The organism is Algoriphagus sp. AK58 (genome assembly GCF_014324365.1).
Taxonomy (GTDB): domain Bacteria; phylum Bacteroidota; class Bacteroidia; order Cytophagales; family Cyclobacteriaceae; genus Algoriphagus.
The window spans coordinates 19534-33873 of record NZ_QEIG01000034.1 but is presented as its reverse complement, the minus strand read 5'-3'; the positions used below and the strand labels follow the sequence as shown (position 1 = coordinate 33873).

Genomic DNA, 14340 nt, shown 5'->3' with positions numbered 1-14340 from the left:
CCTTTTCAGACCTCCTTAACGCTTAACCATTAACGCTTAACGACCTGCCCCCACTTCAATATTCATCATTCGATGTTTCCGAAACTTCCATGCCTCCTGACCTCCCTGCCCCCAAACTCCGCTTATTTTTCAGACTTCCTTAACGCCTTAACGCTTAACCCTTAACCCTTAACGCTTAACCCTTAACGCTTAACGCTTACCAACCTCTCCACATTCACCCTATGTCTCATAATTAGCATTCGCTGCCATCCCTCATTTCTTAGCCGATTTCCCCCGATCAACCCTCGATGCTAATCATTACCTGACTACTGAGGTAATCCTAACCAGCTTGTAGACTCTTTCGACACAAGTCTCCTGTATCGGTCTTTAGGCTGATCCTGCGGATGCCCTTGGAGGATTGGATTTCTTTAAAAAAACGCACTCATTCTTGTCCAATTTCAATTCATTGGAATAACACATTTTGGGGGAGTATCTTCTTGATTTCGAGTGTATAGTGCATTTTTCCTTATTTATAAAAATATAAATAAACAAAGAAAAAATTTTAAAAAAATCAAAGAATAAATGGGTTTTATAAAGGATATTAATAATTTATCGAAAAAAATCTTAAAAAATTATGGGGTATGATTCCAAATTAGCCTGGCTTTGGCTTAATTTTACGGACGCGTTCCCAGCCGTAATATTTTGATTAAACCTGTTTTTGGAATAAAGGTTGGGTGCGTTTACTACATACTGGGATCACACTCAGTAAGTAGCCTTTTTAACACAACCCAGTATGTTTAATTATTTTAAGAAGCTAGTTACAGGATATTCCACCGTTAAGAGGCAATTAAGTGGCGTGGAATGCAGGTACTTATATTCAGGCAAACCGGTATTTTTTGATCCTTTCCTGATGATACGAGAATTCATGCATAGAGCAGAAGACAAGGAGGTACAGCACTTGCCTTTGAAAGTTCCCAAGACAGAGTTAGTCCCTTTGTTTTCCCTTCAGGGGGAACAGGATGCTCCATCGGTCATCTGCACCTGTACCCATCGAGGGAATGAACTCAAAGTCTCTCGCTTTACCGGAAAAGATGGTCTGCATCCATTTAGCTATTACCATTTCGAGATGAATGGAACAAGCTTTGGACATTTTAGAAGAAAGTACGATTACGGGGCACAGCTACCTGAATTAGCACAAAAGCTGTCAAACCTCAATCAAAGCCCTCTGGATAACTCAAGGTATCAATGGTTCTTTACGAGTACAAAGGGGGAGCAGGTGTTTTTGGAAAAATTTGGCCATACCCAGATTTGGTATTTTACTGATTCTGAAAAGCTGAATATCTGGAGGATATCCTAGGCAAACACTCAACCCAAAATTTCATCAGAAACAGACGGTGCTGAATTGGGTATAAAATGCATTTTCATTTATATGAAAAAAGCTTTAAAAAATTGGATTTAAAATGAGTACAAAAACTGCCTGATTGAGTAACTTTGGCACAGTGTTTTTAAGGGAATCCCTCAGATTTTAAAACTGAGGCCCTTTTTTAAGAGACAAACCCAAAATACCTGAAAGTCAATCCTTTCAGGCCAGACCAGAAAGTAAAAGCTAGGTCCCAAAAAGACAGAAAGGCTAAGGAAAGTATCAGGGGAAGATCAGAGGGGTGTATTTTGCCTTCAGTTCCCCACTTCTCACAAGCCTTTTTTGTACTGACTGGGACTGAAAGGGCGAAGCTTTAAAGAGGTTCAATGTGAAACGTTAAGCATGGTATAAATAATTGCTTAAGGAATATCCGTTAATTCGTTAACTGTTAAAACGTTAAACTTCAACGCGCTCAACCTTTAACACCTTAACGCTTAACCTGACTAGTAATTCGCTTGGCAAGAATTGAGAATTTTGAGGATCTGGAAGTTTGGCAGTTAGCTAGAGAGCTTTGCAAACTTGTCAAACGCTTAACATCAAAAGGCCCTTTTTTAAAAGATTTCAAATTTTCAGCTCAGATTAATTCAGCGGCAGGTTCTTGCATGGATAATATTGCGGAGGGCTTTGAGCGCGATGGAAACAAGGAGTTCATCAATTTTCTTTACATCTCAAAAGGTTCAAACGGAGAAGTTCGATCCCAGTCCTATCGAGCTTTGGATTGGAAGTATATCTCAAACGAAGAGCAATCAGAAATACTGGTATTGACAGAAAAATTAAAACACAAACTCCAAGGACTAATAAATACATTAAAATACAGTGGTGGAAAGGGGTACAAATAAACCTTAAAATACCCGTTAAATGTTAAAACGTTAAACGTAACCGTCCCTAACCCTTACCAACTTAACGTTTAACGAACATAAACTAAACAAATTAACACTTAACGAATTAACGATTAACGATTAACAACTTAACTTTTAACTCCCCCGAACCCTTCTCCAACTCAGACTAAACACCAAACCAACTTTATAATTACCAATTTACTTTTCCATGCTAAAACCTTTTAACGAAAGCAAAATTGCCATCATCGGCCTAGGATATGTAGGACTGCCCTTGGCGACCGCTTTCGCGGAAAAATTCAAAGCCATTGGATACGATATCGATTCCAAGAGGGTCGGCGAACTCCAAAAAGGCCATGACCGTACCCTGGAAGTAGAAGACGACTTACTTCAGTCTGTCTTGGTATCCTCTTCTGAGCAGCTGGAACAAGCCGGCAAAGGTCTTTTAGTGACCGATTCTGCCTCCGAAATGGCAAATGCCAGCATCTACATCGTGACGGTTCCTACTCCAACCGACAAACACAACCGTCCTGTGCTTACGCCTATGCTGAAGGCTTCCGAAGCAATCGGTAAAGTGCTGAAAAAAGGGGATGTGGTGATCTATGAATCCACAGTTTATCCAGGCGTGACCGAAGAAGAATGTGTGCCAGTCTTGGAAAGAGTCTCCGGTATGAAATTCAACGAGGACTTCTTTGCGGGTTATTCTCCTGAGCGTATCAACCCTGGAGACAAAGAACATACGGTAACCAAAATTCTGAAAGTGACCTCCGGCAGTACACCCGAAGTAGCCGAATACGTGGACCAACTGTATAAGGCTGTAATCACTGCCGGTACCCACAAGGCTTCTTCGATCAAGGTAGCAGAAGCAGCCAAAGTGATCGAAAACTCCCAGCGTGATATCAATATCGCTTTTGTCAACGAGCTCAGTAAGATCTTCAATTTGTTGGGTATTGATACACAGGAGGTACTCGAGGCTGCGGGTACCAAGTGGAACTTCCTTCCTTTCCGTCCGGGATTGGTAGGAGGGCACTGCATTGGGGTAGACCCTTTCTACCTGGCTCAAAAGGCCCAAGAAGTAGGCTACCATCCGGAGATTATCCTGGCCGGGCGTAGACTCAATGACTCGATGGGGAAATATGTAGCTACTGAAGTGATCAAGCACATGATGCGCAAGGATCTGAAGGTGATTGATTCCAAGGTGCTGATTCTTGGCTTTACCTTCAAGGAGGACTGTCCCGATGTGCGCAATACCCGGGTGATCGATATCTATCAGGAGCTCAAGTCCTTTGATATGGACGTGTGTGTGTATGATCCTTGGGCAGACTCGGCAGAAGTAAAGCATGAGTATGGTATTGACGTAATCAATGGTGGAGCTAAGCCGGTTCTCGAGGATTATGCGGCCATTATCCTAGCCGTCGCACACAAAGAATTCAAATCCTGGCCAATTCAGAAGTCATCCAATCAAGTGGTGTTTGATGTGAAGAGTGTACTCGATAAGGATAAGGTGGATGCAAGACTTTAAATAAATTTTTCATGAAAATATTAGTAACTGGAGCTGCCGGATTTATCGGCTTTCATCTTTGTAAAAGTCTTCTCGAAAGGGGTGATGAAGTAATAGGGATAGATAATATTAATGATTATTATGATCCTAATTTAAAATTTGCAAGACTCAAAGAATTAGGGATAAATATGAATGCTGAGAAATGGTATTTGGAAGTTTTAAGTGAAAAATATCCCAAATTTAAGTTTGTAAGGATGAATTTAGAGGATAGAGAGAATCTATTTGAACTTTTTGGAAATGAGAAATTTGATAAAGTTTGTAATTTAGCTGCTCAAGCTGGTGTAAGATATAGTTTAGAAAATCCATATACATATATAAGCAGTAATATTGTTGGATTTGTAAATGTCCTTGAGGCTTGTCGTCATAATCATATAAAGCACCTCGCTTATGCCAGTTCTTCAAGTGTATATGGGAACAATAAGAAAATGCCTCTAAGTACCTCTGATAATGTAGATCATCCTATTAGTTTGTATGCAGCTACAAAAAAAAGTAATGAATTAATGGCCCATACCTATAGCCACCTTTTTGGTTTACCTACCACTGGGCTTAGATTTTTCACAGTGTATGGACCTTGGGGTAGGCCAGATATGGCACTTTTTCTTTTCACAAAAGCAATTCATAATAATGAGCCTATTCAAGTTTTTAATAATGGTAAAATGGTAAGAGATTTTACTTATGTGGCTGATATTGTGGAAGGTGTAATTCGAGTTTTAGATAACGCTCCAACTATTTCAACTAAAGAAATTAATCCTTCTGAAAGTCAGACTGCTCCATATAAGGTATATAATATTGGGAATTCAAATCCTGTTCAGTTACTAGATTATGTTTCTGAAATAGAAAAGAATCTGAATAAAAAAGCAAAAATTGATTATTTACCCATTCAACCTGGAGACGTTCCAATGACTCAGGCTGATGTTGAGGATTTGATTGAAAATTTAGGTTACTCTCCAAGTACAACAATAGGAAAGGGGATTAATGATTTTGTAGCATGGTATAAAGGGTTTTATTCTTTAAATTAAAAAAATGGTCACAGATATTCTAAAAATCAGTAAATCAAAACTTGTTGGTCAAGTTAAAGTAAGTGGTGCAAAGAATAATGCCTTAAAGCTTCTTACAGCCTCATGTTTAACCTCTGAGGATGTTGAACTTTTTAATTGTCCTTCAGGGCTTTTGGATATGCAAGTCCACATCGGAATGTTGGATCAAATGGGGAAGGAGTGTGTGGTAGATGGTAGTTATATTAAAATCAAAGAGAATTTTTTGAAACCAGAACTTAAATGGGATGAAAGATCAATTCGAAACTCTTTATTGATTTTAGGTTGTCTTACTGCAAGGTTTGGAGAAGGGATAGTTCCTTTACCCGGTGGATGCAAGCTTGGTGATAGAAAATTTGATCTTCACGTAATGGTACTTGAAAAGCTTGGGGCAAAGGTTTGGGAGGAAGAAGGGTATCTTTGTACTAAAGTTGACGGTAGGCTCAAAGGAACCGAAATTTTTCTCCCAATTAGATCCACTGGAGCTACTGAAAACGCGATTTTAAGTTCCTCTATTGCAGTTGGCCAGACCATTATTTGGAATCCTCATATTCGCCCTGAAATCGTTGATTTGGTGGCTATGCTAAATAAAATGGGAGCAAGGATTCAAATTTTTGGTCAGAAGTGTATTGTCGTTGATGGTGTAGAAGGTCTTCATGGAGTCAAGCATAGTGCCATTCCTGACAATATGGAAGCTATCACCTGGGCGATTGGAGCAACTATAACAGGTGGAGATGTCGAAATTTTAGATTTTCCTTTTGAACATTTGGAAGTCCCTTTGATCAATTTAAGGGAAAGTGGAATGAAATTCTTTAGAGGGGAAAACTCACTTATTGTAAGAGGAGGTACGCCATTTCCCGTTGAAATTAGTACTGGTCCCTATCCGGGAATTAATTCTGATATGCAACCTTTATTTGCAATCTATGGAGCTATGTCAAAAGGGGAATCAAGGATAATAGACCTTAGATTTCCAGGTAGATATGCCTATGCGGAAGAGTTAGCCAAAATGGGAGTTCATTCAAGTATTGAGGGCGATTTATTAAAAATTGAAGGAGGTAATGAATTAAAGGGTGCAACTGTTAAAGCCTTAGACCTAAGAGCAGGTATGGCCTTGCTCTTAGCTGGACTTGTTGCAGAAGGAGAAACTATTATTGAAAATGCATGGCAAATAGAGCGGGGTTATGAGAATTTTGGGACTAAATTGTCAAGTTTAATATGAGTAGTATTTTGGGTAAAATTATCTCTACCTTAAAATCTGATCTTAACGTAAGTAAACTTAGTATAGGAGTTGTTTTAAAAGGATTTTTTTTTAATCATTCCTTCAGACTTTTACTAAATTTTAGAATTGGTAAATATCTAAAAAAATCCAAGATTAAAATCGTAAGATATTTGGCTTTATATTATCAGAATAAAATGTATATAAAAAGATCTTGTCAAATTGATTATTCAGCAGTTATAGGTAGGAATGTTAAATTTGCACATCCTATTGGTATTGTAATTGGAAAAAATGTTATTATTGGAAATAATGTAAAAATTTGGCAAAATGTAACTTTTGGAAGTCATGGTAAGAATGCTTTAAAAAAGAACTATCCTGTCATAAAAGATAATGTTAGAATTTTCGCTGGTGCAAAAATTATAGGAGGAATTACTATTGGGGAAAATGCAACTATAGGAGCAAATTCGGTAGTAAACATTGATGTCCCAGCTAATGCAACTGCAGTCGGGATTCCATGTAAAATATTAGTTAAATGATTGAAAAGAATTCTTCTTTTATAAGTGATTTTTTAAGAGTAGGTATTTCGCAGATTTTTATAATTATTTTCGGATTGGCTACTTCTATTATTACTGCGCGTTATATAGGTCCTGAAGGGAACGGAATTATAGCTGGCCTTACAGTATACCCATCTTTATTCATGACGATCGGCTCTTTAGGGATAAGGCAGTCGACTACCTATTTTTTAGGTAAAGGAATTTTTTCAGAAGAGGAAATTAAAACAGCAATTACCCAGATATGGATAATGACCACATTTTTTTCATTGATTGTATCGTTTATTTTAATGTATTATTTCAGTAATTCCGGAACCGATATAATCCTAGTATTGTTAGCACTTCTTCCTATTCCTTTCAGTTTATTTAATATATATAATTCAGGTATCTTTTTAGGGAAAAATGATATTAAAACTTTTAACAAAATTAATTGGATCCCTTCGTTGATATCTTTGATTGGAACTATAATTCTTATTGTGTTAATGCAATTGGACGTAAAAGGTGCCATGACAGCATCAACTGGAGGACCCTTATTTATGTTTTTTATGCTTCTATTTAAAAATAAGTTTTTAGCTTTTTTTTCATTCCGCTACAATTGGGGTATAATTAAACAAATGTTATCGCTTGGTATTATTTATGCCACCGCCTTATTTGTGATTAATTTAAATTACAGAATTGATATTATTTTATTAGATAAACTAAGTAGTGCTCACCAGTTGGGGATTTATTCTAAAGGTGCCGGAATCACACAATATTTATGGCAGATTCCTATGCTGTTAAGTTCGGTCGTTTTCGCTCGAAGTGCGGTTTCTACTGATGATTACGTGTTTTCCTTAAAAGTAGCTCAACTTTTACGTGTTTCTTTTGTGGTTGTTGGTATTGTGTCCATTGGTCTTTTCGCCTTTTCCGAAATCCTAATCATAGGAATGTATGGAGATCAATTTAGCGATAGTATTGCAGTTCTTAATTATCTTCTACCTGGGGTTTTGATTTTAACGATTTTTAAGGTTATGAATATGGATTTAGCTGGCAAAGGGAAACCATGGCTAGCTATTTATGCTATGTTACCTTCTCTCTTGGTCAATATTTTGTTGAATTTTTATCTTATTCCTAAATATGGAGCTGCTGGTGCTGCAGGATCTTCTTCAATTAGTTATTCAATTGCTGCAATTTTGTTTTTGATTATTTATTCAAGAGCGGTACGATTACCAATAAAGGAAATTCTTAGTTTTTCTAAAAAAGATTTTGATCCAATTTTCAAACTTATTCCTAGACTTTCTTAAATCTCATGAACGTTCAATATAACTTTGAATTAACTGAATATAACGGCTATAGGATAAAAAGTTTTTGTAAAATAGCATACTTTCCTGAAAATGAAGAAGATATTTTAGATATAATTTCTAAGGAGGATAATTTGACCATAATAGGCAGTGGTCATAATATTATACTTTCAAAGGAATACTATGAACAACCATTTTTAATAATTAACAATGTTATTAATGAAGCTAGGGTAAATTACAATGTCATCGAAGCTGGAGCAGGAGCTTATTTGCATGAGATTAGTGAATTAGCATTAAGGAATTCGCTTTCTGGTCTTGAGTTTTGTTATGATATTCCAAGTTCCGTAGGTGGGGCTGTAGTAATGAATGCGGGAACTAAGGAAGGTGTAATTTCTGATGTTCTTCAGAAGGTCAGATTTCTTGATTTAAAGAATCTTCAATTTAAGGAATTAGAAAAAGATCAAGTTAATTTAAATTATAGGTCCAGTATTTTTCAAGATAATTCGGATGCTATTATTCTCAAGGCTTGGTTTTTATTGAGTTTAGGAGAACCTATTGTAATTAGAAAAAAGATGCATGAAAGTAAATGCCGTCGATGGAGTATCCAGCCTAGAGAATATCCAAACTGTGGAAGTGTCTTTAAAAGACCTCCTGGCGTGTTTGTTGGACCAATGATTGATGAATTGGGATTAAAAGGTTTTAGTATTGGTGGAGCTCAAGTTTCAGAAAAGCATAGTGGGTTTATCGTGAATAGGGGAAATGCTAGTGGTGAAGATATTCTTAGATTAATTGCTGAAATTAAATATCAAGTCAAAGATAATTTCGGTATTGATTTGGAAGTTGAACAGCGGATAATTTGAAAATGAAAATTCTTTTCTTTATTACAGTTCAAGGTCATGGTAGTGGAGGGCATTTTCATAGCTTAAATCACATTTCTAGAAAAATAGGTGAAAAATTTGAAGTGAGAATTATATCAATTGGACCTGGTAATAGTCAAATTATTGAATCAAATCCGCATTTTCTCAGGCATATTAAATTTACTGGTTTAAATTTCTTCTATTTTAAAAAGTTACTTAGAACTGAATTTTTGAAATTTCAACCCGATATTTTTCATTTTTTTGATGTTGATAGTTACAATTTGGTTCGTTTAATTACTAATTCAACTAAGTCTAAGATAATATTGAATAAATGTGGAGGACCTAATCCTAAGTTTTATCCATATGCGAAAAATATTGTTTTATTTAGTCTAGAGAATTTGATTTGGTTTGACAGTCAAAAAAAATTTAAAGCATCTAATATTTACCTTATTCCAAACCGAGTTAAATCTTTAAAAATAGATCTTAAGTTTCGACCAATTATAAAGAATCAAAATGAATTTATTTTTATGCGTATTTGTAGAATTTGTGATTCTTACAAGAAAAGTATTTTAGATTCAATATATTTAATATCTAAATTGAATGAAAATGGTTATGGAAATGTTAAATTATATATTGTAGGAGTTATACAAGATGAATATGTTTTGAAAGAAATAGATGAGATTATTTCTTCGATGAGTAAGTTTGTTACGATTTTGTCTGATCCTATTTATACAAATGAAGCATCCAAAATGCTATATTTGGCTGATGCTGTTATTGGGACAGGTAGAGGTTTAATGGAAGCGGCTTCGTTAGGATTACCAATTTTTGCTATCGACAAGAATTCTAGTACGCCCGTTCTTTTAAATAGAGACAATTTTGATATGGCATTTAAGTCCAATTTTTCTGAGCGGAATATTTTTGAAAGTTTGGACCCAGAAAAAAATTGGATGAATATACTTGAGTTGATTAAAAAGGAATCATACTATGAAAGAATATCGTCTTTCTCGATGGATTGTTTTAACAATTTCTTTGATTTAGATTCTGTTAGCGATTCCTATAGTAATGTTTATCAAAAATCTAAAAATAGCAAAAGAGCACTGTTGATCGATATTATTTTAATAATAAAAACCTTTTATAACTTTTATAATAATTATAAAAAACTTAATAATAATTAAATGAATATTTTAATTGGTGGTGATTTCTTTATTTCTAATTATTATAATGAAAGGATTGTTATAGATGAATCTATTGTTGATGTATTTAATTCAGTAGATTATCGTATAGTTAATTTAGAATCTCCATTAACATCTGATATTTCTAAGAACAAAATTCTTAAGTCAGGGCCTCATTTGTCCTCTTTACCTGAAACTACCATTCCCTATCTTAAACAATTAAAGATTGATGCGGTTACTTTAGCTAATAACCATATTCTAGACTATGGTGAAAATGGGATATTGGATACCTTAAATTCTTTAAGTAAAGAAAATATTGAATATGTGGGCATAGGTAAAGGCTATGTAGAGGCCTCTAGGCCTCTTTTTATCAATAAAAATGGTATTAAGGTAGCAGTTCTTAATTTTTGTGAAAATGAGTGGTCTGTAGTAAATGGTGGAAATATGGGGGCTAATCCCTTAGATGTTATCGATAATATTAATCAAATTAAACAAGCAAAAGATATTTGTGATAAAGTAATATGTATTATTCATGGAGGTCATGAATATTTTAATCTTCCTAGTCCTAGGATGGTTAAACAATATCGATTTTATGCTGATAATGGAGCTGATGCTATAATTGGACATCATACCCACTGTATAAGTGGTTTTGAAATTTATAATAATGTTCCAATTTTATATAGTTTAGGTAATTTGTTGTTTTCCTTACCTTCTAGTTATAAAGAATGGTATTCTGGATTAGTCGTTAAACTTTTTATAGAAAAAGGAAAAACTATAAGCTTTAGTTTATTTTCTACAAGTCAAGATCCTAAATCTTTTAAACTGAAGATTGATAATGAAGGAGTTTTATTTGATGTGTTTCATAAATTGAATAATGCAATTAAAAATCCGGAGATTCTTAATCAACTCTGGTTAAACTATCAGTTACAAGAAAAAAGAAAATACTTTAACACTCTTTCTGTATCGAATGTGTTCAATAATAAGTATTTTCGTGGTCTTTTAAATAAAATGGGGTTTGGTAATTTATTATTGACTACTCACTTTAAAAAGTTTCTTTTAAATAATATTAGATGTCAATCTCACCATGATATGTTAAAAAACTTATTAGAATCAGATTTAAGAAAGAGATAAATGGATAATTTAAGGATTATTTTTCTTTATAGTTATTTATTTTTATTACCTATCGAAAATTGGTCTCCTTGGGGAGGTCCTACTGATTTGTTTCGGCCAGCCTTAATTATGGCTTTTGGTTATATTGGTTTGTCTTTTTTTAAATTTAGAAATTTTAGAATTTCTAGTTTAAAAGCATACCTTTCGCCAATTTTTTACCTCTGGTTCTGTTTGCTTGTATCTTCAATTATTTTCTTCATCAACTATCCTAGTGTAGATTTGACTCTTAATTTTACTTTTATTATTTGTGTTGTTTCGTTTTGGCTACTTTCTAATGATCTTAGGAAATATCCTAAATTATATTTTAATTTTATTGTTGTTGTTGTTTTAAATGGTTTTTTTATTTCGTTATTGTCTTTTTTTGGAATTGGTATTGATGTTGGATATATGGGGAGAGAATCATTATTAGGGAATAATGCGAATATTATCGGATTGAATGTTATTTTTTCTTTTTTTTCTATACTATATTTAATTATAGAAAATCCAATGAATATTTCTTCTAAGAGATATCTGTTACTTTTATTATTTCCTTTTTTGGTTCAAACAATTGCGAGAACTGGTTCCAAAGGTGCATTATTATTACTAATGATTGGTTTGTTTGTTTATTTTACTTTTTTAAATAAACCCATTAAGTTTAAGGTTCCTATTTTTGTTTTAGGTATTTTGGGTTCATTATTTGTCTATAGTACTTTGTTGGAAAATTCAGTTCTTTCAGAGCGCTGGGAAAATTTTATTGAAGAAGGTAACACTACTGGGAGAACAGAAAGATGGTTTTTTGCATGGAATATCTTTTTAAATAACCCTCTAATTGGGGTAGGAGAAAATGGCATAGAGTTTATTCCATCTCCATTTGTTGGACTTAATGAACCTCATAATGTTTATTTATACGTTCTAGCTTGTGGGGGTATTATCGGATTTTTCTTTTTATCTTTATTTTTGTTTAGGCTTTGTAAAAATGTTTTTATAAACTATCTATCAAATAAGTCTTTATTGCCCGTAGTTTTTCTTATACTTGTTTTAATGCATTGGTTTAAAGCTGGAGGAGGTTTAAATTCCAAAATTATTTGGATTTATTTCGCATTTATTCTTCACTCCGGGTATAAAAATCGATTTGCAATAAATTATTAAAATTTATGAAAATAGCAATTCATCATTCACCAAGAGAAGGTTTTTTTAGTAAAAGATGGATAGAATATTGTGAATCAAATAATATTCCATATGTTATTGTAGATTGTTCTTCAAGTAATATTGTTGAAGATTTAAAAGACTGTTCTGGTTTCATGTGGCATTTTGCTCAGGGTAACAAGTTAGATTATCTTATTTCAATAAGTTTGATTTCCTCATTAGAGTCTATTGGAATTAAAACATTTCCTAACTATAATTCTTGTTGGCATTTTGATGATAAGTTAGCACAAAAGTATCTTTTGGAAATCTTGGATGCTCCATTTATTAAGACTTGGGTATTTTTTAATAAGAAGGAAGCAATTCAATGGATTAATACAACGGATTTTCCTAAAGTTTTCAAGCTTAGAGGAGGTGCTTCTTCAAGTAATGTAAAGTTGGTAAAGAGTTATAAAAATGCAAAAAAACTTATTAATGTTGCTTTTAGTTCTGGATTTAGACAATTTGATAGAACCTCTTTATTTTTGGATGAGTTTAATAAGTTTAAAAGAAAAGATTCGAATTTTTTTAATTTGGTAAAGACTTTTCTTAAGATTTTTTTTAAATCCGATTATGAATCGATTAAAGGAAATGAAAAAGGTTACGTTTATTTTCAAGAATTTTTGCCCAACAATAGTTTTGACATCAGAGTAGTTGTGATAGGTAATAGGGCGTTTGCATTAAAACGATTGGTTAGGAAAAATGATTTTCGTGCATCAGGTAGTGGTAGTATTATATATAATAAAGATGAAATTGATCTTAGATGCATAAAAATTGCTTTTGAAGTTGTTAAGAAATTGAATGCTAATTGTTTGACATTTGATTTTTTGTTTGATGTTAATGCTAATCCTCTTATTGCTGAAATTAGTTTTGGGTTTTACCAAAACGCCTATGATAATTGTCCGGGATATTGGGATGATTCTTTATCTTGGTTTCAAGGAAGTTTTAATCCTCAAAGTTGGATGGTTGAGGATTTAATTAGATCTATTAGCTAGTTTGTTTATTTATGGTAAAGTTGGCTTTAGTTACTACTAGGTTTGTTAGGCATGGGCCTAACAAACAATTGCTTTATTTTATTCAAAATATTGATAGAAAAAAATTTACTCCAATTATTATTAAAATTTCATCCGAAGTAGAGCCTTCCATATATAATCTTTTTAATAACGAGAATGTAGAAATTATTAATTTGAATCTTGGTTTTTTTGAAAGTTTATTTTTAGGAAGAACAAGATTGAGGGAAATAGTTAAGGAAAAAAATATTGAGATTATTCACAGTTTTACTTTTGCTTTACGAGTGGAATTTTTATTGTATAATATTAAAAATGTGATTAAAGTAGCGACTATACGAAATTCGCCATTGCAGAATAATTATCTTAATTATGGAGGAATAGTTGGTTTTATTTTAACCCAAATGCAATTATTTTATTATAAAAAATTTGATATTTTAGTAGCTTGTTCAGAAAGTGTTTATAAGGCTAAAGAACTTTCTAAGTTTAAGAAAGTTACTATTCAAAATGGGATAGACATAAATTTTGTTCCATTTTTTTCAAATTCGTTTGAACTTAGAAAAAAGTTTGGTATACCGGTTGAAAAGAAAGTATTTATTACTATTACTAATGGATCTAAAATTAAAAATAATATTTTTTTGATAGAGTATTTTAAAAACCAAAAAGACAGGGTCCTTATTTTAGCAGGAAATTTTAGCCAAACTGAGAAAGCCGCAGGTGCAGGCTCGAAGAATATCATTTTTACGGGTCATGTTTCTAATGTTTATGAGTATTTTAAATTGTCAGATTTTTTTGTTTCAGCATCTTTTGTTGAGGGTTTGCCTAATGCTGTTTTAGAAGCCTTGCTTATTGGTAAACCTTGCTTGTTGTCAAATATTCCTATGCACCAAGAAATACTTAATCATTCAAATTTTGAATTAGGAAAATTGTTTACAAATAACGATGTTAATGATTTTCAAGTAAAAGTTTTGGAGGTTGAAAAGTTGTCTTCCAATAGTTTTGAGGGCATTTCCAAGAATTTTGTGGAGAGTAATTTTTCTTCTAAAAGAATGACCACTCTTTATGAGAATCTTTATAATTCATTAATTCAATAATC

The 14340-nt window shown here is 33.2% G+C and carries 13 protein-coding genes; all 13 read left to right on the top strand.

What is annotated here, in order from left to right; translation table 11 throughout:
- Positions 1-772 precede the first annotated feature (772 nt).
- The 13 genes from DDT91_RS20255 to DDT91_RS20195 all read left to right on the top strand — a co-directional run bounded on the left by DDT91_RS20255 (position 773) and on the right by DDT91_RS20195 (position 14338).
- Entirely contained in the window at positions 773-1336 is a 564-nt protein-coding gene (locus DDT91_RS20255) for a hypothetical protein (RefSeq protein WP_187178024.1), read from the top strand.
- A gap of 518 nt (positions 1337-1854) precedes the next feature.
- Positions 1855-2238, top strand: coding sequence for a four helix bundle protein (locus DDT91_RS20250; RefSeq protein ID WP_187178023.1), 384 nt, complete (start codon positions 1855-1857; stop codon positions 2236-2238).
- 208 nt (positions 2239-2446) lie between these two features.
- The gene (locus DDT91_RS20245) at positions 2447-3757 is read left to right on the top strand and encodes a nucleotide sugar dehydrogenase (protein WP_187178022.1); all 1311 of its coding nucleotides are present in this window, start codon (positions 2447-2449) and stop codon (positions 3755-3757) included.
- An 11-nt stretch (positions 3758-3768) separates the two neighbouring features.
- On the top strand, positions 3769-4815 hold the full coding sequence (locus tag DDT91_RS20240) for an NAD-dependent epimerase (RefSeq protein ID WP_187178021.1): 1047 nt from the start codon (positions 3769-3771) through the stop codon (positions 4813-4815).
- 4 nt (positions 4816-4819) lie between these two features.
- Complete coding sequence (locus tag DDT91_RS20235; protein WP_187178020.1) at positions 4820-6049, top strand: UDP-N-acetylglucosamine 1-carboxyvinyltransferase; 1230 nt, start codon at positions 4820-4822, stop codon at positions 6047-6049.
- Positions 6046-6582, top strand: a complete 537-nt coding sequence (locus tag DDT91_RS20520; protein ID WP_222718694.1) for a serine O-acetyltransferase — start codon at positions 6046-6048, stop codon at positions 6580-6582. The genes DDT91_RS20235 and DDT91_RS20520 overlap by 4 nt, the downstream gene beginning before the upstream one ends.
- Entirely contained in the window at positions 6579-7880 is a 1302-nt protein-coding gene (locus tag DDT91_RS20225) for a polysaccharide biosynthesis C-terminal domain-containing protein (RefSeq protein WP_187178019.1), read from the top strand. The genes DDT91_RS20520 and DDT91_RS20225 overlap by 4 nt, the downstream gene beginning before the upstream one ends.
- Before the next feature lie 5 nt (positions 7881-7885).
- Positions 7886-8737, top strand: a complete 852-nt coding sequence (gene murB / locus DDT91_RS20220; RefSeq protein ID WP_187178018.1) for a UDP-N-acetylmuramate dehydrogenase — start codon at positions 7886-7888, stop codon at positions 8735-8737.
- Positions 8738-8739: 2 nt separating this feature from the next.
- The gene (locus DDT91_RS20215; protein WP_187178017.1) at positions 8740-9909 is read left to right on the top strand and encodes a glycosyltransferase; all 1170 of its coding nucleotides are present in this window, start codon (positions 8740-8742) and stop codon (positions 9907-9909) included.
- Positions 9910-11037: a CapA family protein gene (locus tag DDT91_RS20210; protein ID WP_187178016.1), complete on the top strand. Its 1128-nt coding sequence runs from the start codon at positions 9910-9912 to the stop codon at positions 11035-11037.
- A complete protein-coding gene (locus DDT91_RS20205) occupies positions 11038-12204 on the top strand; it encodes an O-antigen ligase (RefSeq protein WP_187178015.1) in 1167 nt (388 codons plus the stop codon).
- 5 nt (positions 12205-12209) lie between these two features.
- A complete protein-coding gene (locus DDT91_RS20200; RefSeq protein WP_187178014.1) occupies positions 12210-13232 on the top strand; it encodes a RimK family alpha-L-glutamate ligase in 1023 nt (340 codons plus the stop codon).
- A gap of 11 nt (positions 13233-13243) precedes the next feature.
- Positions 13244-14338: a glycosyltransferase gene (locus DDT91_RS20195; protein ID WP_187178013.1), complete on the top strand. Its 1095-nt coding sequence runs from the start codon at positions 13244-13246 to the stop codon at positions 14336-14338.
- Positions 14339-14340 lie beyond the last annotated feature (2 nt).

Coding starts and splice junctions, on each gene's coding strand:
- DDT91_RS20255 (WP_187178024.1), top strand. CDS start 773: ATGTTTAATTATTTTAAGAAGCTAGTTACAGGATATTCCACCGTTAAG.
- DDT91_RS20245 (WP_187178022.1), top strand. CDS start 2,447: ATGCTAAAACCTTTTAACGAAAGCAAAATTGCCATCATCGGCCTAGGA.
- DDT91_RS20240 (WP_187178021.1), top strand. CDS start 3,769: ATGAAAATATTAGTAACTGGAGCTGCCGGATTTATCGGCTTTCATCTT.
- DDT91_RS20235 (WP_187178020.1), top strand. CDS start 4,820: ATGGTCACAGATATTCTAAAAATCAGTAAATCAAAACTTGTTGGTCAA.
- DDT91_RS20520 (WP_222718694.1), top strand. CDS start 6,046: ATGAGTAGTATTTTGGGTAAAATTATCTCTACCTTAAAATCTGATCTT.
- DDT91_RS20225 (WP_187178019.1), top strand. CDS start 6,579: ATGATTGAAAAGAATTCTTCTTTTATAAGTGATTTTTTAAGAGTAGGT.
- murB (WP_187178018.1), top strand. CDS start 7,886: ATGAACGTTCAATATAACTTTGAATTAACTGAATATAACGGCTATAGG.
- DDT91_RS20215 (WP_187178017.1), top strand. CDS start 8,740: ATGAAAATTCTTTTCTTTATTACAGTTCAAGGTCATGGTAGTGGAGGG.
- DDT91_RS20210 (WP_187178016.1), top strand. CDS start 9,910: ATGAATATTTTAATTGGTGGTGATTTCTTTATTTCTAATTATTATAAT.
- DDT91_RS20205 (WP_187178015.1), top strand. CDS start 11,038: ATGGATAATTTAAGGATTATTTTTCTTTATAGTTATTTATTTTTATTA.
- DDT91_RS20200 (WP_187178014.1), top strand. CDS start 12,210: ATGAAAATAGCAATTCATCATTCACCAAGAGAAGGTTTTTTTAGTAAA.
- DDT91_RS20195 (WP_187178013.1), top strand. CDS start 13,244: ATGGTAAAGTTGGCTTTAGTTACTACTAGGTTTGTTAGGCATGGGCCT.